Origin of the sequence: Dermacoccus sp. BD5, from assembly GCF_044878485.1 — a bacterium.
GTDB classification, from domain to species: Bacteria; Actinomycetota; Actinomycetes; order Actinomycetales; family Dermatophilaceae; genus Dermacoccus; species Dermacoccus nishinomiyaensis.
On record NZ_JANJER010000010.1, the window covers coordinates 57,844 to 76,500 of the forward strand.

General features: G+C 69.3%; 19 protein-coding genes and 1 pseudogene. 9 read left to right on the forward strand and 11 right to left on the reverse strand.

Going from position 1 to position 18,657, the window contains the following annotated elements; genetic code table 11:
• Nucleotides 1–19: 19 nt before the first annotated feature.
• Genes NQ706_RS09080 through NQ706_RS09095 form a run of 4 tightly spaced genes read right to left on the reverse strand, consistent with a single transcriptional unit; the run spans nucleotide 20 to nucleotide 3,683 of the window.
• Nucleotides 20–1,003, reverse strand: a complete 984-nt coding sequence (locus NQ706_RS09080) for a glycine betaine ABC transporter substrate-binding protein (RefSeq protein ID WP_038569779.1) — start codon at nucleotides 1,001–1,003, stop codon at nucleotides 20–22.
• A gap of 4 nt (nucleotides 1,004–1,007) precedes the next feature.
• A complete protein-coding gene (locus NQ706_RS09085; protein ID WP_038569781.1) occupies nucleotides 1,008–1,748 on the reverse strand; it encodes an ABC transporter permease in 741 nt (246 codons plus the stop codon).
• Nucleotides 1,745–3,049: an ABC transporter ATP-binding protein gene (locus NQ706_RS09090; protein WP_038569782.1), complete on the reverse strand. Its 1,305-nt coding sequence runs from the start codon at nucleotides 3,047–3,049 to the stop codon at nucleotides 1,745–1,747. The genes NQ706_RS09085 and NQ706_RS09090 overlap by 4 nt, the downstream gene beginning before the upstream one ends.
• Complete coding sequence (locus tag NQ706_RS09095) at nucleotides 3,042–3,683, reverse strand: ABC transporter permease (protein ID WP_038569784.1); 642 nt, start codon at nucleotides 3,681–3,683, stop codon at nucleotides 3,042–3,044. The genes NQ706_RS09090 and NQ706_RS09095 overlap by 8 nt, the downstream gene beginning before the upstream one ends.
• Before the next feature lie 410 nt (nucleotides 3,684–4,093).
• Here NQ706_RS09095 and NQ706_RS09100 point away from each other — a divergent pair, with 410 nt between their 5' ends.
• Nucleotides 4,094–4,636, forward strand: a complete 543-nt coding sequence (locus tag NQ706_RS09100; protein WP_038569787.1) for a GNAT family N-acetyltransferase — start codon at nucleotides 4,094–4,096, stop codon at nucleotides 4,634–4,636.
• 166 nt (nucleotides 4,637–4,802) lie between these two features.
• On the opposite strand, the gene NQ706_RS09105 is transcribed toward NQ706_RS09100, so the two are convergent.
• The 3 genes from NQ706_RS09105 to NQ706_RS09115 all read right to left on the reverse strand — a co-directional run bounded on the left by NQ706_RS09105 (nucleotide 4,803) and on the right by NQ706_RS09115 (nucleotide 9,324).
• Nucleotides 4,803–5,654 carry a PIG-L deacetylase family protein gene (locus tag NQ706_RS09105; RefSeq protein ID WP_038569789.1) on the reverse strand — a complete coding sequence of 284 codons (852 nt, stop codon included), beginning with the start codon at nucleotides 5,652–5,654 and terminating at the stop codon, nucleotides 4,803–4,805.
• A gap of 245 nt (nucleotides 5,655–5,899) precedes the next feature.
• Nucleotides 5,900–6,469 (reverse strand): HdeD family acid-resistance protein, encoded by a 570-nt coding sequence (locus NQ706_RS09110; RefSeq protein ID WP_038569791.1) that lies wholly within the window; start codon nucleotides 6,467–6,469, stop codon nucleotides 5,900–5,902.
• A gap of 155 nt (nucleotides 6,470–6,624) precedes the next feature.
• Nucleotides 6,625–9,324, reverse strand: a complete 2,700-nt coding sequence (locus NQ706_RS09115) for an excinuclease ABC subunit UvrA (RefSeq protein ID WP_038569793.1) — start codon at nucleotides 9,322–9,324, stop codon at nucleotides 6,625–6,627.
• Between the two features lie 258 nt (nucleotides 9,325–9,582).
• On the opposite strand from NQ706_RS09115, the gene NQ706_RS09120 reads away from it, so the two are divergent.
• Nucleotides 9,583–9,915: a VOC family protein gene (locus NQ706_RS09120; protein WP_143181243.1), complete on the forward strand. Its 333-nt coding sequence runs from the start codon at nucleotides 9,583–9,585 to the stop codon at nucleotides 9,913–9,915.
• Nucleotides 9,916–10,358: 443 nt separating this feature from the next.
• On the opposite strand, the gene NQ706_RS09125 is transcribed toward NQ706_RS09120, so the two are convergent.
• Nucleotides 10,359–10,622, reverse strand: coding sequence for a hypothetical protein (locus tag NQ706_RS09125; RefSeq protein WP_150112816.1), 264 nt, complete (start codon nucleotides 10,620–10,622; stop codon nucleotides 10,359–10,361).
• Between the two features lie 386 nt (nucleotides 10,623–11,008).
• On the opposite strand from NQ706_RS09125, the gene NQ706_RS09130 reads away from it, so the two are divergent.
• From NQ706_RS09130 to NQ706_RS09145, 4 genes are all read left to right on the forward strand, one after another.
• Nucleotides 11,009–11,422, forward strand: coding sequence for a DUF3592 domain-containing protein (locus NQ706_RS09130; protein ID WP_038569799.1), 414 nt, complete (start codon nucleotides 11,009–11,011; stop codon nucleotides 11,420–11,422).
• Nucleotides 11,422–12,612 (forward strand): MFS transporter, encoded by a 1,191-nt coding sequence (locus tag NQ706_RS09135; RefSeq protein WP_038569801.1) that lies wholly within the window; start codon nucleotides 11,422–11,424, stop codon nucleotides 12,610–12,612. Before NQ706_RS09130 ends, NQ706_RS09135 begins: the two co-directional genes overlap by 1 nt.
• Nucleotides 12,613–12,784: 172 nt before the next feature.
• Nucleotides 12,785–13,045, forward strand: coding sequence for a hypothetical protein (locus tag NQ706_RS09140; RefSeq protein WP_038569802.1), 261 nt, complete (start codon nucleotides 12,785–12,787; stop codon nucleotides 13,043–13,045).
• Nucleotides 13,046–13,090: 45 nt separating this feature from the next.
• On the forward strand, nucleotides 13,091–14,143 hold the full coding sequence (locus NQ706_RS09145) for a nitronate monooxygenase family protein (RefSeq protein ID WP_051806276.1): 1,053 nt from the start codon (nucleotides 13,091–13,093) through the stop codon (nucleotides 14,141–14,143).
• A gap of 7 nt (nucleotides 14,144–14,150) precedes the next feature.
• Here the strand turns inward: NQ706_RS09145 and NQ706_RS09150 are convergent.
• Nucleotides 14,151–14,261, reverse strand: a pseudogene (locus NQ706_RS09150) (sugar O-acetyltransferase); the annotation flags it as partial.
• A 289-nt stretch (nucleotides 14,262–14,550) separates the two neighbouring features.
• Here NQ706_RS09150 and NQ706_RS09155 point away from each other — a divergent pair.
• Nucleotides 14,551–14,784 (forward strand): hypothetical protein, encoded by a 234-nt coding sequence (locus NQ706_RS09155; RefSeq protein ID WP_143181244.1) that lies wholly within the window; start codon nucleotides 14,551–14,553, stop codon nucleotides 14,782–14,784.
• 173 nt (nucleotides 14,785–14,957) lie between these two features.
• On the opposite strand, the gene NQ706_RS09160 is transcribed toward NQ706_RS09155, so the two are convergent.
• Both NQ706_RS09160 and NQ706_RS09165 read right to left on the reverse strand, forming a co-directional pair.
• Nucleotides 14,958–16,148, reverse strand: coding sequence for a copper resistance D family protein (locus NQ706_RS09160; RefSeq protein WP_038569807.1), 1,191 nt, complete (start codon nucleotides 16,146–16,148; stop codon nucleotides 14,958–14,960).
• A gap of 145 nt (nucleotides 16,149–16,293) precedes the next feature.
• Nucleotides 16,294–17,160, reverse strand: coding sequence for an ArgP/LysG family DNA-binding transcriptional regulator (locus NQ706_RS09165; RefSeq protein ID WP_038569808.1), 867 nt, complete (start codon nucleotides 17,158–17,160; stop codon nucleotides 16,294–16,296).
• Nucleotides 17,161–17,244: 84 nt separating this feature from the next.
• Between NQ706_RS09165 and NQ706_RS09170 the strand changes: the two genes are divergently transcribed.
• On the forward strand, nucleotides 17,245–17,847 hold the full coding sequence (locus NQ706_RS09170; protein ID WP_038569811.1) for a LysE/ArgO family amino acid transporter: 603 nt from the start codon (nucleotides 17,245–17,247) through the stop codon (nucleotides 17,845–17,847).
• A 120-nt stretch (nucleotides 17,848–17,967) separates the two neighbouring features.
• Nucleotides 17,968–18,582 (forward strand): hypothetical protein, encoded by a 615-nt coding sequence (locus tag NQ706_RS09175; protein ID WP_150112817.1) that lies wholly within the window; start codon nucleotides 17,968–17,970, stop codon nucleotides 18,580–18,582.
• Nucleotides 18,583–18,657 lie beyond the last annotated feature (75 nt).

Here is an 18,657-nt window from a genome sequence, read left to right on the forward strand (position 1 = left end):
AGCACCCCTCGGCCACGACTTACTCGATGAAGCCCTCGCTCTTCAACCACTCCTCGGCGACCTTGCCGGGATCCTTGCCCTCGACGTCGACGCGGGCGTTGAGATCGATGAGGGTGTCGTTGTCGAGCTTCTTCACGACCGGTTCGAGGATCTGCGCGATCTGCGGATACGTGTCGTAGATCGTCGTCTTGACCACGGGCGAGACGTTGTAGTTGGGGAAGAAGTGCTTGCTGTCGCTCATGACGTCGAGGTGGAGACTCTTGATCCGCCCGTCCGTCGTGAAGACCTCACCGAGGTTGCAGACCTTCTGGTCGATCGCCGAGTAGATGGCGCCGGTGTCCATCTTGCGGATGTTGCCGGTCGGCACGTCCTTGCCGTACGTCATCCCGTACGCCTTGAGCATGGGTTGGAAGCCGTCGTTGCGGTTCGCGAACTCCGACTCGATGCAGAACGTGCGCTCGCCGACAGGCACCTTCTTGAGATCCGACAGATCCTTGAGCCCGTACTTCTTCGCGAAGTCCTGACGCATGCCCAGGCTGTACGTGTTGTTCATGGGCGCAGGTTCCAGCCAGGTGAACCCGTTCTTGGCGTCCTCCGCCTTCACGGCCTCGTACTGCTTGCGCGAATCAGCGATGGGGTCGGTCTTGCCCATGTAGGTGATCCACGCCGTGCCCGTGTACTCCATGATGAGCTGCACCTGCCCCGTCAGCTGCGCCTGGCGCGAGGCCGCAGAACCGGGGATGGCGGTGAAGTCTTTCACCTTCGCGCCGCCCGACTGCAGCATGATGACGGCGATCTTGCCGAGGATCTGCTGCTCGGTGAAGTCCTTGGAACCGACCGCGATGTCGAGCCCGTCGAGTTTCTTCACCGAGGCCAGGGGGCCCGCGAGCTTGGCACTCGTCGTCAGCCCGCCCGAGGTGCCGAGGCCACAGGAACTCAGCGTCACGGCCGTCGTCACGGCGACGACGGCGCCCGTCGCTCGCCTCATTCGCTGGCGTGTCATCCGATCACATTCCCTTCGGCGTGAGCAGGGCTTCGAGCAGGCGCCCGGCCCATTCGAACGCGAGGGCGAGCAGCGCGATGAGGATGCCGCCGCTGACGAGCACGGGGTAGCGGAACAGCTTGATGCCGGTCGTGATGAGCTCGCCCAGGCCACCGGCGTTGATGAAGGCCGCGAACGAGGCCGTGCCCGCGACGAGCACGAGCGCGGTGCGCACGCCAGCCATGATGATGGGCGCAGCCAGGGGCATCTCGATGCGCAGGAGCGTCGCCATCTGGCTCATGCCCATGCCGCGTGCGGCTTCGACGAGCGTCTGGTCGACCTGCTGCAACCCCACCATGGTGTTGCGCAGCACCGGCAGGAACGCGTAGATCGCGAGCGCCAGCACCGCCGTCCAGAAGTCGAACGCGATCCACATCGCGAGCAGCACGATGAGGCCGATGACGGGCGTCGCCTGTCCCGCGTTCGCGATGGCGATGACGGGGCCGGAGAATCGCCGGAATGTCGGACGCGTCAGCAGCACTCCCAGCGGGATGGCGGTGACGAGCACCGCGACGGCAGCGGCCGCCGTCACCTTGAGGTGTTGCCAGAACAGGGTGCCGAGCAGGCTCCACTCGAGCTGGCGGGCCTCGATGTCGTCGAGGTCGGCGTTGAGGCGCCAGATCACCCAGCCACCGCCGACGAGCAGGATGAGGATGGGCAGGCCGACGATCATGCCGAACCGCTCACGCCCCAGGCGCTTCCTCATCGCTGCTCCCCCTCGTCGGCCTGAGCGTCGAAGTCGGTGGTCGAGGAGGTGTTGGCGACGACCGTCGAGCTCGCGTCAGCCTCTCCGTCGACGCGTTCGCTGAGTGCGGCCGCCTGCTCCTGCACCTGACGGATGTGCTCCATCACCTGCTGGAACGACGCGACGCCGCGGTACTCGCCGCGCCCGCCGGTGACGACGACGGCGCCGTGGCTCGAGGTGAGCATCGCGTCGAGGGCGTCGTTGAGGGTGGCACGCGAGTCGACGGTGATGAGGTTGACCCCACGGTTCTCGACCCGGGCGCCGCGCATCCGCTCGACGTTGATGAAGTCGACCGGGCGTCCGCGTTCGTCGAGCACGACGACGTTGGGGGAACCGCCACACTGGGCGGCCTCGCGCGCCTCGGACGCGTCGGCTCCGACGGTGACGGTACCCAGCTGCGTCGCGCCGATCTCGTCGAGGCGTGTCAGCTGCAGCGACTTCAGCGCGGAACCCGAGCCGACGAAGTCCTCGACGAACTCGTTGGCCGGCGCCGCGAGGATGTTCTCGGGGGTGTCGTACTGCTCGATCCGCCCGCCCTCGGAGAGGATGAGGATGCGGTCGCCCAGCTTCAGTGCCTCGTCGATGTCGTGCGTGACGCAGATGATCGTCTTGCTCAGCTGGCGCTGGATGCTGAGCATCTCGTCCTGCAACCGCTGCCGGGTGATCGGGTCGACGGCGCCGAACGGCTCGTCCATGAGGATGACGGGTGGGTCGGCCGCCAGGCCACGGGCCACGCCGACGCGCTGCTGCTGCCCGCCCGACAGCTCGCGGGGGTAGCGGTCGCGGTAGCGCGCAGGGTCGAGACCGACCATGTCGAGCAGTTCGTCCGTGCGCGCGGCGATGCGCTTCTTGTCCCACTTGAGCAGCCCCGGCACGACGCCCACGTTGTCGGCGACGGTGAGGTGCGGGAACAGCGAGCCACCCTGGATGACGTAGCCGATCTTGCGGCGCAGGTCGTCGACCTTGTGGTTCTTGACGTCGTCACCGTCGATCGTGATGCGCCCACTCGTCGGGTTGATGAGCCGGTTGATCATCTTGAGCGACGTCGTCTTGCCGCAGCCGGAGGGGCCGACGAACATGACCATCTCGCCGGCGGGGACGGTGAGGCTGAGGCCGCCGACGGCCGCCTTCGCCTGGCCCGGGTACTTCTTGACGACGTCGTCGAAGACGATCTCGGCGCCCGTGACGTCATGGCTGGCGGGCTGCTCGTTGACGGTCTCGGTGACGGGAGCGTCGTGGTCGGTGCGGAACAGATCAGGCACGGATACCCCTGGGGATCGTCAGTCGGCCGATGCCGACGAGAATGAGGTCGAGCACGAGGGCGAGGATGACGATGCCGATCGTGCCGACGAGGGCGAAGTTGATGGCGTTGACGCCACCGTTCTGAGACAGGCCGGTGAAGATGTAGCCGCCGAGGCCGGGGCCGAGGGCATAGGCGGCGATGGCCGCGACGCCGAACGACATCTGCGTCGAGGTGCGCACCCCCGCGAGGATGACGGGCCACGCAAGTGGCAGACGCACCTTGAGCAGCGTCGCCACCTTGCTCATGCCCATGCCGCGCGCGGACTCGAGCAGGTTCGCGTCGACAGCCTGCAGACCGACGACGGCGTTGCGCAGGATCGGTAGGACGGCGTAGAAGGTGACGGCGATGACCGACGGCACCGCACCGATGCCGACGAGCGGCAGCAGGATGCCGAGCAGCGCGAACGATGGCAACGTCAGGCCGATCGCCGAGAAGATGTTCGCGAAGCTCTCGAGCTTCTTGTTGCGGATGACGATGACGGCCAGGACGAGCGCGATGATCGTCGCGAGCAGCACGGATTGCACGACGAGCGACGTGTGCTGGTAGCTGCGGTAGGCGATGTCCTCCCACCGGTCGGCGATGAAATCCCACACAGGCCTCACCCTCCCTTCCTTGACGGTGACGCAGAGCGTCCTGGGCCGCCGTCATGGGCTGGAGAAGCCACACCCAGGCGGGCTGGATCGCCCGGATCACGCGGGCTGCAGTTCGCTTCAGCCTATGGGCAACCTCGGCAACACGAGCCGTTCGACGTCGTTGTCAGGGTTGGACCGCGCCTCTTGACGCCGCCTCGACGCGTCGCCGTGCCGTGTGCTGACGGCGAATGCGGCGCGCAGGTAACGAATAGCTCACGATGCGCTGAATACGGCGAATCACCGTGTCGCCGGCGCGATCGGGCGGCGACACGGCTGTGCCTCGGCGCTGACCGATCGCTGCCTCTTCGACCCGATCCGGCGGTAGCGGCTTCGCGTTGACGGGTCCACGCCGCGTCACGAGACTGGGCGTCATGACTGTTCTCCCTGCCGGTGCCCTTCCGTGGCAGACCTACCGTGACGTGCGGCTGCGGGCATTGTCGACGAACCCAGAGGCTTTCGGGTCGACGTTCGCCCGTGAGAGCGAGTTCACCGAGCAGGTCTGGGCCGAGCGCGCGATGAGCCCCGGCACGTACCTGTGGATGCCGGACGCGGGTGAGCCGGAGGCGTCGAGTCAGGTCGCGCCGCGCGCCGACGGGCTGATCGGCCTACGACCGGGCCAGATCTACTTCGACGACCCAGCCGTCGTCGGCGCACTGGGGTACGAGGCGCACGCGATCGCGTTCGTCGTGCAGATGTGGGTGGAGCCGGCGCGCCGCGGCGCCGGCGTGTTCGACGCGCTCGTCGACGCCGTCATCAGCGATGCGCGCGAGCAAGGGCTGCGCGCCATCGGGCTGCACGTCTACCGCGCCAACGAGCGCGCGGCTGCGGCGTACCGGCGTCGCGGGTTCCGGCTCGTCGAGAACCCGACAGCCGAGTGTCCGGCCGACGAGGCCGAGTACCTGCTCCCTCTATGACCCGCTGCAATCCTCCGGCCCCCAGCGGCCGTGCCCGTCCCCATCCGCGATTCTTGGTCACTTCTGCGATTTTCGTCCCCATCTGCGATTTTCGGTCACCTCGACGAATGTGACCGAGAATCGCAGATGTCAACGAAAATCGCAGATGGGTGCAGGGAGCGGGGGCTCAGAAGAACCAGCCCTCCGGCAGCGGCTCGCCGTCGGGGCGCGCGCCGTGGGCGTGGCCGTCGAGCGACGGGATGCCTGACGCCTCCATCGCCGCGACGTCAACGTAGTGCTCCCGCCCGAACGCGAGCGGGAAGACCTCGTCAGGCATCTCGAGGATGCCGCGCGCGTCCGACTGCGAGGCGTGCGCTGCGAGCGCCGCGCGCTTGCTCTCGAGCCAGGGCGTGACGTCGACGTAGAACGAGATCTCGCGCTCGGGCAGGCCGAGCGGGTTGCCGTCGTCCATGGGCTGATCGGGGTTGAACCCCTCCCCCTCGGGGTAGACGCCCGCCTCGACGGCCTTGCGATACATGACGCGCATGCGATCGCGGTTCATCGTCGATTCGAAAAGCCTCGGCGTCGCGCGCGTCAGCTCGAGCGCCCGGTGCATCACCGGGTGCACCTTGACGTGGTCGGGGTGGCCGTACCCGCCATGCCAGTCGTAACCGACGACGACGTCGGGGGCCTCTTCGTCGAGGATGTCGGCGAGCCGCTGGCCCGCTTCGGTGAGGTCGGCGCCGTGGAACGCCTTCTCGCCAGCGTTCTGCTCCCACCCCATCATGCCGGAGTCGGCGTAGTCGAGCCACGCGACGCGCGCCGTGCCGAGCACCTGCGCCGACCCGGCGGCCTCGGCGCGTCGTCGATCGACGACGCTCTCGCCGGGCGCGAGGTCGTCGGGGGCATCCCCGTGATCACCGTTGGTCGCATACACGACGACGACACGATGTCCCTCGGAAACGGCTCGCGCCATCGCCCCCGAGGTCTGGCTCGCTTCGTCATCAGGGTGAGCGTGGAAGAAGAGAATCGTCGACACGCCCCATAGTTTCCGCCATCGGGCGGCATCAACCGCAATCGTGACCGGCGCGCGAGGACGATCTGTGGCCGCGGCGACCCACGATCCCGGCCCGCGTGCACTCCACGAGTCGGCGCTGCGACGATCGAGGACGTGCCTACTGGGCGGCCGTCTGCGTCACGTGACCAGCCACCGCACCCGCCGGGAACACGCCGGAGCCCCCCGGCTCGTGCGCCGGGGGGCTCTCGCGTCGAGGACGAGGCTCTTCAGAGGGAGCGTGCGCGGCGACGCAGCTGCATCGCGCGGATGATCTCGACGATGCCGGTGACGAGCAGGAACACACCCGCGATCCAGACGAGGGTCGCCAGGGACGAGATGGGCGAGGCGACGAGCACGATGCCCGCGAGGATGCCGATGACGCTGGAGACTATGATCCACCCGCGGTCCTGGCCCTTCGTCGACAGGCCGAGGGCGAGCATCGTCATCGAGTTCATGATCCAGCCGATGCCGATCCACAGCCCGAGCAGGGCGACGGAGTGCGTCTCGCTGCGGAAGCAGAGCAGACCGAGCACGACCGACAACGCAGAGACGAGCAACGACGCGGCGCGCACGAACCCCGGCATCGGCGCCGCCAACCCGACGAACAGCCCCACGAGGCCGCTCAGCAGCAGGAAGACGCCGAACAGTACACCGATGACGACGGTGGTCGGCCCCGGCCAGATCAGGGCGATCAGACCGACGATGATGCTCACAGCGCCGACGCCAGCGATCGCCTGCCACGCGTGCGAGGCGAGACGATGCAGCGGCGTCTCGACGATGGTGCCTTCGAGGCTCATAGTAACTCCTTCGCGACGGGTGGGTCACGAGAAAGCGCTCGGTGTGCGCCTCCCGCCCCACATCCCGATTGTCCCACAAGCTCATGGGCGAACCCTGGAAGCAGGACATGCCCTACAGACTCACCCGGCCCAGGCCATAGCTCGCGGCCGAGCCGTCACTGCAGGACTTTCTCGATCACCTCACGCAAGTAGGGCGCCGTCGCGCTGTTGTCGTCTGCCGCGACGTCGGCCGGCGACCCCGCGACGACGACGCGGCCGCCGTCCCTGCCCGCGCCCGGCCCCATATCGATGACGTGGTCGGCCTGCGCGACCATGCGCATGTCGAGCTCGGCCATGACGACGGTGTTGCCCGCGTCGGCGAGGCCCTGCAGGTGGCGCATGAGGCGGTCGCTGTCAGCCGGGTGCAGGCCGGCCGTCGGCTCGTCGAGGACGTAGAGCGTGTCTCCGCGCGAGGCGCGCTGCAGTTCGGAGGCTAGCTTGACGCGCTGCGCCTCACCACCGGACAGCTCGGTGGCGGGCTGCCCCAGCCGCAGGTAGCCGAGGCCGACGTCGCGCAGCACCGCGAGGCTGTGATGGATCGAGCCTTCACCGTCGAAGAACGCGTGCGCCTCGTCGACGCTCATCGCGAGCACGTCGGCGACGGAGCGTTCGTGCCACGTCACCTCGAGCGTGCTCGCCTCGTACCGCGTGCCGTGGCAGTCGGGGCACGGCGTGTAGATGCTCGGCAGGAACAGCAGCTCGACCATGACGCTGCCCTCCCCCTCGCACGTCGGGCAACGACCGCCGGGCACGTTGAACGAGAATCGACCCGCCGTGTAGCCGCGGCGCTTCGCCTCGTCGGTCGCCGCGTAGAGCTTGCGGACGTGGTCGAACAGGCCCGTGTAGGTGGCGACGTTCGAGCGCGGCGTGCGTCCGATCGGTTTCTGGTCGATGACGACGACGCGGCGCACGCCCGGGGGCGCCTCGGTGACGCGTCCGCGAACGTCATCGACGTCGTCGCCGAGCAGCAGATCGGTCTCGGGGTCACCCGTCAGCTCGGGTTCGGGAGCGCCGCCGCTGCCGAGGTGCTCGCGCAGCAGCGCGGGCACCGCCTGGCTGACGAGGCTCGACTTGCCCGAGCCGGAGATACCCGTGACAGCGCTCAGGCATCCGACGGGAAAGCTGACGTCGAGGCCCTGCAGGTTGTTGCGCGTCACGTCCGCGAACGCCAGCCAGCCTTGCGGCTCGCGGGGCGAGCGCCGCGAAGAGGCGCCGGGGGCGTCGTCGTCGCGGGGAAACAGGTAGCGGCGGGTCTCGGACTCGGCGACGTCAGCGAGCCCGGACGGCGTGCCGCTGTAGAGCACTCGGCCGCCCTGCTCACCGGCTCCGGGGCCGATGTCGACGAGCCAGTCGGCTTCGTGGATGACGGTGAGCGAGTGCTCGACGACGAACACGCTGTTGCCGCGCTCCTTCAGCCCGTGCAGGATGCCGATGAGCGCGTCGAGGTCGCGCGGGTGCAGCCCGGCAGACGGCTCGTCCAGCACGTAGACGACGCCGAACAGCTTCGACGACAGCTGCGTCGCGAGGCGCAGGCGCTGACGTTCGCCGCCGGAGAGCGTCGGCGTCGTGCGATCGAGCGAGAGGTAGCCCAGGCCGAGGTCGATCATCGGTTGCAGGCGCGTGACGAGGTCGGCTGCGAGACGTTGCGCTGCCGCGCGCTTCTCGACCGAGAGATTAGGCGTGCGCCGCACGTCGGGCGCGGCATCGTGCGATGCTCCGCCACCTGCCACGCGAGCCTGCGTCAACGCTTCCCGAGCTTCGGCGTCGAGCACGTGATCGTCCTGGTGCGCGACCTCGGCCGGGCTCCAGTCGTCAGCGGTGACGGAGCGCGCGATCTCGGCGAGGCGCTCGAGCGGCAGGTGCGAGAAGGCGGCGATGTCGAGCCCCTCGAACGTCACGGACAGCGCTTCGGGCTTGATCTTGGCGCCGTGGCAGGTGCCGCACAGCTCGCTCGTCAGGTAGCGCGAGGCGCGCTTCTTCGTCGTGGCGCTCTTGGCGTTGGCGAACGTGTCGAGCACGTAGCGTCGCGCTCCGATGAAGGTTCCCTGATAGCTCGGCTCCATGCCCTGCTTCTGCGCACGCCTCGTCTGCTCCGGCGTCAGGCCCGCGTACACGCCGACGCTGGGGCGCTCCTCGGTGAACAGGATCCAGTCGCGGTCCTTCTTCGGCAGGTCCTGCCATGGCGTGTCGACGTCGTAGCCGAGCGCGACGAGGATGTCGCGCTGGTTCTGCCCCGCCCACGCGACGGGCCAGGACGCGACGGCGCGCTCGCGGATCGTCAGCGACGGATCCGGCACCATGCTCTTCTCGGTGACCTCGTAGACACGGCCGATGCCGTGGCACGTCGGGCAGGCCCCTTGGACGGTGTTCGACGAGAAATCCTCCGCGTAGAGCATCGCCCGCCCCGGCGGATACCACCCGGCACGCGAGTAGAGCATGCGCACAAGGCTCGACAATGTCGTCACCGTCGCGACATCGGAGCGCGCGCCGCCCCCACCGCGCTGTTGCTGCAGTGCGACGGCAGGCGGCAGGCCTTCGACGACATCGACGTCCGGCACGCCCGCCTGGTCGATGAGGCGCCGCGCGTACGGCGCGACGGACTCGAGGTAGCGCCGCTGCGACTCGGCGAACAACGTGCCGAACGCCAGCGACGACTTGCCCGAACCGGACACACCGGTGAACACGACGATCGAATCGCGCGGCAGGTCGAGCGCCACGTCCTTGAGGTTGTTCTGCCGCGCGCCGCGGACGACGACGCCGTCACGCCACGCGCTCGGCTCCGCCCGGTCGAGTGTTGATGCCTGCTCCTCATTCACGCCTGCGACGTTACCCGCCGGCGGCGAAAACCCCGGAGTTCCGCGGAATCTCGAGACGCCGACACCCGGTTGTCGGGGGTCGGTCCCAGACTGCGAGCGTGACCGACATCACACCCTGCATCTGGCTCGACGACACGGCGGAGCCGGCCGCCGATCTCTACCTCTCCTTGCTCTCGAAACTCGCGGCGCGTCGACACCATCCGCCACCCCGACGACCCCAAGGCCCTGGGCCCCAACGCCTCTCGCGCCGGGCAGGTGATGCTCGAGCACGTCGAGCTCGACGGCCATCCGTTCACCCTGCTCAACGGCGGCCCGGTCTTTCCGCAGACTGAGGCCGTCAGCTTCCAGGTTTCCTGCGCCGACCAGGACGAGGTTGATCACTACTGGAACGGCCTGACGGCAAACGGTGGCTCCGAGAGCCCGTGCGGCTGGTGCGAGGATCCGTTCGGCGTCAGTTGGCAGATCATTCCGCGCCGTTTCACCGAGTTGATGCAGACGCCCGACCCCGCCGTCGTCGCACGCGTCTCACAGGCGATGTTCTCGATGACGAAACTGGTCGTCGCCGACCTCGAAACGGCGGCCGCCGGCTGAGCGGGGCAGGCACGACGAAGGCCCCCACCGCGGTGAGGGCCTTCGCTCGAGAGACTTGGATCCCCCGACCGCCTGGTGCTCTGGGGTCATCAGGTTGCCGGGGGCTTCACCCATTGTTACCCAGGACTTAACCTCGCAACAGTCTTGGGGGTGAAATTTCTGCGAAATGTGAGCGGTGAGACACCGGCCAGGGCCGTGGGGAGGGGCAGGTGGCCCTGGCCGGTGTCGTGGGCGAGCGGTCGTCCATCCGCTCGCGATTCGCGCCGACGACGAGGAGATGGACGTCGATCGGTCACGAGGTTCCTGCGATCCGGCGTGGTGGCGCCCCGGTGCGCGCCGAACACCACGAACGTCGCGCGGCGTGTGGGGCGCTCATCTCGGCGTCACGATCTGCGTGACTCACCGGTGCAGGAGGTCTGTGGGGTCGGCGGGGTCGGGCCCCGTCAGGAGGCGACGATCTTGCCGTTGCGGATGACGTAGGCGGCGCGGCGGTCGAGTTCGAGACTCGTCGCGGCGTTCGTCGTCGACGTCACGGTGCTCGCGTGCCGGACGCCCGTCGCGACGCCCGCGGCGGAGGCGTCGGCGGCGCTCAGTGTGCCGACGCCCATGACGGCGACGGCGGAGCTGACGGCGATGCCGCGTCCGAGCGACTTGAGGGAGCCGAAGATCGAGGTGGACTGTTGGCTGGTGTGCTTCGTGGTGTTCATGACGTTCACTCAACGCCCGGTGTCTATGGGCTTTCTGTGACGCTCTTGTGGCGTACCTACGGGCGTCGCAGACCGCCCCGCGACTCAGCCATGGCCTACGACGTGCGCACGATTCAACCACGATCGTCAGGCAGGAGATAGGCGTCCTCGCGACTCGGAGGGCGAATCAGGCAGAACGGAGAGCGCAGGCCCATGGCGGCAGAGCAGAGGCGCAGCGTCACCGGGCGCACGCGGGCCAGCCGCCCGGCCTCATGGACCGTCCAACGCTCAGCCCTGCTCCGGGGAAGCGGGGCGATCGGCCCCGCCGCCTCAGCGCTCGACCCCACGAAGGCCTCCCGAGACAGCCGGCAGCCCTCGACCGTCATGAACCACGTAGGCTCGCCCTCGTGAAGAGCGAATTTGCCACCATCGCCGCCGGCGTCGTCATGCTCGTGTTCGGGCTCGCTCTCGTCGCGGCGCTGGGCAAGGGCATCGCAGGGGCGATTCGTCGTCGCAGCTGGCCCGTCGTCGACGGTCATGTGCGTCTCGGCACCGGCAAGGACGGGCGCGAGAACTCGCTCGCACGCATCCGCTACACCGCGCCCGACGGCAGCCGTCAGCTCCTCGAGACCCCGACGGGTGGCATGAGCACGAACGGCCGCGACGGCCAGACGCTGCCGCTGCTCGTCGACCCGCACGACCCGGCGCACGCCGTGCCGAAGGCGTCGGGCGGCACCCTCGCGACGATGGGGTGCTTCGCCGCGATCAGCCTCTTCTTCGCCGTGTTCGGCGCGGTCGCCATCATCACCGTCCTCACCTGATGACGGGCACGCAGGCGCCCCCTGCCACCTCGCCAGCCGACGACCGGCTACGTGCGACGCGTCTGTTCCTGCTCGCCGCAGGTCTGTTCGTCTTCCTCACCGCCGAGATGTACCCCGTCGGCGCGATGCCCGACATGACGCGCGACCTCGGCGAGAGCGACGCCGCCGTCGGACGCCTCGTGACCTGGTACGCGGTCGGTGTCGGCGTCGCCGCCATCCCGCTCGTCATGCTGACGCGACGCCTGCCGCGCCGCCGCGTCATCGTCGCGTGCCTGCTCGCCCTGTTCGTCTCGATGGCGATTGCGGCGCTCGCGCCGAACCTGCTCGTCGTGACGATCGCGCGCTTCATCGGCGCCGCCGCGCATGGCGTGATCTTCGCGGTCGTGCCCGTGGCCGCGGCGAGTCTCGCGCGCCGGGGCGCCGAGGCGAAATCAGTCGCGAGCGCCTTTCTCGGCGCGAGCGTCGGCGTCGTCGCGGGGCCGCCGTTCGTCGCCGCCGTCAGCGACCATCTGGGGTGGCGCGTCGCGAGCGGCATCATCGCGGCCATCGCGCTCGGCGTCGCGATCGCGAGCCAGCTGAAGCTGCCGCCCCTCGAACCGGAGGCGCCCGGCGAGTTCTCGCTGCGCCTGCCGCGCGCCATGGCGGGGCCGTTCTTCACGCTGTGCGCCGTCGTCGCGGTCGTCGTGACGGCGCACAACGCGGCGTGGGCGTTCATCGCGCCGATCCTGGCGGCGAAGGGCATCTCGGGCACCGCGTTCGCCGTCGAACTGTTCGTCTATGGCGTTGCCGGCGCGCTGACGACGGCGTACGCGAGCCGACACCTCGACGCGCATCCGATGCGCGTCACGCTGCTCGCCCTCGGCTGCATGGTCGTCGCGCTGCTCGCGCTGACGTTCTCGCCTGCCGCCGCGGTCGCCGCCATCGCCGCAGCTGCGTGGGGTGGTGCGTTCGGTGTGCTGCCGGTCGCGTTCCAGACGCGTGCGCTGTCGATGACGCCGGGTTTCACGGACGCGTCGACGCCGATCTACGTCGTCGCGTTCCAGGTCGGCATCAGCCTCGGCGCGCTCGTCGGCAGCGCGCTCATCACGCACGTCGACGCGACGACGCTGCCGCTGTTCGCCGCCATCGTGACGGCGCTCGCCGCATCAGCCCTCGCGCAACAACATCGCCCGGAATCGAGTCGTCCCTGACGTGTTTTCGGGCAAAGAGCTCTGCCGTGCACGGCCGCGCAGGAGGTCAGGACCAATGGCCCCCTCGGGCGCCCACCGTTCGGAGGCCGAACCCCCTAGGCTTGAGGGTGGCAAGTTTCGCGCGACCGCGCGAAACGACGGGGCGCGCTGCGCCCACACTTCGGGAGATGCGATGCGAGACAACACCGGCCTCGGCCTCGGCTACCGATTCGCCTGGCGCCTCGAGTACATCGGCGTCTCGTGCTTCGGCCCGGCCCAGCACATGCCTGCGACCGATCCGAAGCGACGCCTGCGCCGCGAGCGCGCCGCCCGCGTCATCGCCGCGCACGAGGCGCGCGGCACCGAGGCGCCCGAGTGGGTGCGCCAGATCGTCGAGACCGGCGGGGACGCCCCCGTCAAGCAGCGTCGCGCCGGCAACGCACCGGCGGCCTGAGCTCACCCCGACGAGGTTGTCGGTGCCGGATGCAAGACTGACGGCATGTTCTCCTTCGAGAGTCTCGAGCTCCCTGTGATCGCCGCGCCGATGGCGGGCGGCCCTTCGACGAGTCGGCTCGTCATCGACTCATCGCGCGCCGGCGGGTGGGGCATGCTCGCCGGCGGCAACAAGAACGTCGACGCGTTGGCCGACGAGGTCCGTGACGTTCAGGACGCGGGCGTCGCTGCCGGCGTCAACCTCTTCATCGCGGGGCCGCAGAGCACGGATGCCGCGGCCCTCGCGTCGCTGCGCGCGAAGATGCAGCCCGTGGCCGAGCGTTTCGACGTCGAGCTCGGTGAGCCGACGTGGGACGACGACGACTACGCCGCGAAGGTCGCGTGGCTCGTCGCGCATCCTGTCGACGTCGTGACGTTCACGTTCGGGCTGCCGTCCGACGCCGACGTCACCGCGTTGCATGCGGCGGGTTCCTCGCTGGGGGCCACCGTCACGTGCCTCGACGACGCGCGCACCGCCGTCGCACGGGGGATGGATTTCCTCGTCGTCCAGGGCCCTGACGCTGGCGGTCATCGCAGCACGTTCGACCTGCACGCCGACCCCGACGAGGCACCCCTGCCCGATCTGCTCGAACAGATCCGCGCGGCCGTCGACGTGCCGCTGCTCGCGGCCGGCGGCATCGCGACGCCTGACGACACCGTCGCGGCGCTCGGCATGGGCGCCGTTGCGGTGCAGGCGGGTACGGCGTTCCTGCGCTCATCGTCGGCAGGTTCGTCGGCGACGCATCGTGCGGCGCTCGCCTCGGACGACTTCACCGATACGGGTCTGACGCGCGCCTTCTCGGGGCGGTTCGCGCGCGGTCTCGTCAACGAGTTCATGTCGATGTTCGACGGCGTCGAGAACGTCGCGCCATCGGCCTACCCGGAGGTCAACCGGATGCTCGCACCGCTGCGTCGCGCCGCCGCCGAGGCGGGCGACCCGCAGTGGACGCACCTGTGGGCCGGGGCCGGGTGGCGTCGCACGGCGTCCGCGATGCCGGGGCGCATGATCGACGGTGACGCCGGCCGCATCACACGCTGGCTCGCGGGCCGCGAGGGCTGACGCGCCGTCAGATCTCGCGGACGACGCGCGCGGGGTTGCCGACGGCGACGACGTTCGCGGGCAGGTCCTTCGTCACGATCGAGCCCGCGCCGACGACGGTGTTCTCGCCGATCGTCACCTCGGCAACGTCGAGGCAGACATAGCCGAAGTTCGCGAACGTGCGCGCCCCCCGGTTGGGGCTCGCGTTCCTCTCGGTAGATCTTCAGGACGGCCGGGGTCGCGGGCCAGGCATTGATCAGGTGCAGATCACCACCGTCATCCCGATAGGCGATGACGGTCAAGACCCGGCCCGCCGACGGGGAGTACCCGATGGACCGAGTAGACCTACTCACCCCGCGGGCCCGTCTGAGTGCTGTACTGACGACGGCCGCAGCCGGCGGCCCTCGATGACAGGGGTGACAGGCATCATGACGTTCTTCCGCGCAGGGTTCTTCCGCACAATCGGCGTCAGCGTCGTTCTCGCCGCGGGGCTCACAGCCGTTTCGGCGTGCAATCCGATCGACGAGAAGGTTTGCTCGAGCGGCTCCTACCCCGTCAAGGACAAGGGAGACGGGCCCGGGCAGACGTGCGTCAAAAGCGGCGATCCGATCCCGTCCGGATACACGACCTACGCACCCGGGCAGACGCCGACGACGCCGTGAACTGCGCGGCTCGGCGATCCGTGCCGTGCTGAGACAGCATCCAGGCCGCCCGTGATCGCCACACTCCGTCATCGCGCCTGCGAGCCCCCGTCGCTTGCAGACATGGAACGACCGCACCCGATCAGAGAAGGTGGCAACCTTCGGGTGCGGTCGTTCGGCGTGTGCGGTACGGATCAGCTCGTGGCGGCCACCCCCTCCCCCGTCAGGTCGCGGCGGCCGAGGCCGTCCGACGCCTTCGCCGTGGCGTAGAACGACGCTGCGAGGGTGGCGACGAGCAGCAGACCGGCGCTGAAGAGACGGCCGTCCATGACGGGCCCCTCGATCTCGTGGCCGGCGGCCTGCGCCCGCGCGGAGCCGTTGAGGAACGGCACGATCGCGAGGACGCCGATGCCGAGGACGACCTCCGTCAGCACGACGCGCGGAAACGTCACGAGGACGTACGCGAACACGTTGCTGACGCGCCCCGCCCGCTGCGCGCGGGCGATCTTCGGCATGAGGACGAGCTGGTTGTACGCCCCGGCGGCGACGAGACCGACGACGAGGACGATCTTCGCGAGCAGGAAGCGCCCGAACGGCGTCGTCACGAACTGCTCCCACGCCCCGACCTCGCGGTACGTCAGCCACACCCCGGAGACGAGCACCATGCCGACGGCAACGAGCGCGAGCACGCCGAACCGCGCCCAGATTCGTGCCCACACGTCACCGGCGCTGACGTCGAGATGGCGTCGCGTGCGAGCCAGCAGCGCGAGCGCGATGAGCCCGCCGACCCAGAGCGAGCCCCCGATGATGTGCGCCTGGATGAGCATCTTGGCGACGACGTCGCCGAACTCGACGGCCTTCGTCGGGATCGACGGCACGAGCGAGGCGGCGACCGTCAGCCCTGCGGCGGTGACGGCGGCGGCGTGCGACCAGCGCGGCATCCGGCCGAACAGCATCGGCAGCAGGACGAGCGCCGCAAGCACGATGCAGACGTTGGCGACGGTCACGAGCGCACCGGTCGAGATCCACTCGCCGGCCTTGGCGGGCTTCGCCAGGTAATCGGCGACGGCCGACGGGCGCAGCGCGTCGGCGTACGCCATCCCCTTGCCGGCCCGCGCGACGCGGGCCGCGAGCTGGAACCAGGCGACGACGAGCAGGACGATCGTGCCGACGGCTGCCAGACGCAGCGCACGACGCGTCAGGAGCGCCGCATCATCGGGGTTCACCGTCGTGTCGCGTCGGACGGCGGGCCGGACGACACTCAGGTACGTCCAGACGCCGCCGATGGCGCAGGCCAGGCCCATGAAATAGGCGAACTTCGTGAGGATCCGCCACACCGGCGGGATGACATCGGGGAGGGCCGTAGCCGTGACAACCATGCTCATAGTGAGGTGAGCCTAACCTTACTCAGAATCCTGGTGTCGATTTGGCCCACATGAAGTGACGAAAATCCGTCCGGCGGTCCGTCGTCGCTCTGCCGCGACATCCCCGAAGCGCACCAGGACGCGCGAATGGGGCGCCCGCCGGCGATCACCGCAACCGATGCGCCGCGGACGTCACCTCATCCGTCAGCCGCGCGAGCGCCCGAGTCTCGAGGCGCCAGCACTGCCAGAACAGGGGCACGTCGAGGTCGCCGACGCCCGGCACGCGCCTGAGGTGATCGTCCTCGTCCGCGAGCCCCTCCGGCACCATGCCCCATCCGAGGCCGGCCCGCACCGCCGCGGCGAAACCCTCGGCGGACGGGATGACATGCTCGACGCGCGGCTCGAGGCCGACATCGGCGAGGATGCGACGCTGCAGGTCGTCGCGGTCGTTGAAGCGCAGCGTCGGCAGCTCGGCGAGGCGCCCCGAACAGCGCTCCCACAGGTCGCGACGCACGAGCGGTACGTAGCGCATGACGCCCAGCTCACTGACCGAACATCCTTGCACCGCAGCAGAACTCGCCGTCACCGCACCCAGGACGGCACCCTCGCGCAGCAGCCGCGCCGAGTGATCCTGATCCTCGACGAAGACCCGCAGCCGCGCGTCACCCCACTCGGCCACCGTGGTGAGCACCTCGACGAACCATGTCGCGAGCGAGTCGGCGTTGACGGCGACCGGCAGGTCGACGACGTCACCCGGCAGCGTCCGACCCGGCACCGCCGAACCGAGCGCGCGCTGCAACTCGGCGTCGACGAGAGCCCGCTGCCGCGCTCCGCGCAGCAGGACCTCCCCGACGGCGGTGGCGCGCACGGGCGAGGTCCGCACGAGGACGACCTGCCCGACTGCCTGTTCGAGCGCCTTGATGCGCTGCGAGATCGCCGACGGCGACACCCGCAGCGCGGCCGACGCCCCGTCGAACGTCCCCTCGTCGACGCAGGCCAGGAGCGCCTCGAGCCACTCGTCACGCAGTTTCATGGCGCCACCCTAGTGAAGCAGCACTGAAGTACCCACAGTTTCATGAACTGTCCTTCATCCACGCACACCCCTAACGTCACTGCCATGACGCACCTGCTCACCGGCTTCCTCACCGGCCTCGGCCTCATCGTCGCCATCGGATCGCAGAACGCCTTCGTCCTGCGTCAGGGGTTGCTGCGTCACCACGTCGGGCTCGTCGTCGTCATCTGCGCGATCGTCGACATCGTCCTCGAACTCGCCGGTGTGCTCGGCATGGGCGCGATCGTCTCGGCGCATCCCGATGCGCTGCGCGTCATCAAGTGGCTCGGAGCGGCCTACCTCGTCTGGTTCGGGCTCAACTCGTTCAAGAACGCCCGCCACGCCGGCAGCCTCGACCCCGCCGAGGCGCCACCGATGAGTCGACGCGCCGTCGCGGCCACGGTCGCCGGGCTGACGTTTCTCAACCCGCATGTCTATCTCGACACGGTCGTCATGCTCGGTACCGTCGCGAACTCCCAAGGCGCGCAAGGGCGTTGGTGGTTCTACGTCGGGTCGATCAGCGCGAGCGTGCTGTGGTTCGTCGCGCTCGGGCTCGGCGCGCGCCTGCTGACGCCCCTCGTCCGCAACGCCCGCACCTGGCAGGTCATCGACACGGTCGTCGGCGTCATGATGTTCGTCTTCGCCGCACTGCTCGTGACGTCGTCCTGACCGCCCCACCGCGCCGCACGAGCGTCCGAAGGCGCCGAACTATAGCCCGGCGCGTAGAGATCGCGGCAAGATGCGAGCACCGGACTAGGTAGAAACCCGTTCATCTGTCACGCTGGTGCCGTGACTTTCTCTGTGTGGTTCGACGGCGACGAAACCCTGTGGGACAGGCGGGGCCACATGCTCACCGGCCTCCTCGACGAACCCTCCCACGTCGACGACGCCACGCGCGCGCCCGAGCTGTTCCCCGACGTCCTGCCCGCCATGGTCGACCTGGCCGAGCGCGGCAGCGTCAACCTCATCCACTACGCACCCATGCCCGCCGGCCACGAGCACGTCCTGCCCCCGTTCGCCGCCCACGTCGACGCGCCCGGAGCACCGTCGGACCTGCCGCCCGAGCTGCACGACACCGAAGCCGACCTCAACTGGCTCGCCACGTTCGAGCGCATCGACGCCGTCATCGCCGAGAGCGGCTCCGCACCCGACGACGTCGTGCTCATCAGCAACACCGTCGGACCCTTCGCGAAGGCGGCCGAGCGCGGCTGGCTGACGGTGTGGCTCAACCGCGACCGCGTCGCCAACCTCTCGGAGACGATGCCCAGCGCCGAGATCCACTCGCTGCTCGACCTGCCCGAGGCCCTCGACGCCATCGACGAGGCCCGCGCCATCATCGCGGGGCTCATGCCGAGCAGCGAGGCGACCATCGCGACGGCGCTCGACGGCGTCACCCCCGCCTGAGGCGACGGGGCACAAAAACACCACGCGCCAGGGTGTTTCGCTCACAAAAACACCCGTTGACTACAGTTGATGGCC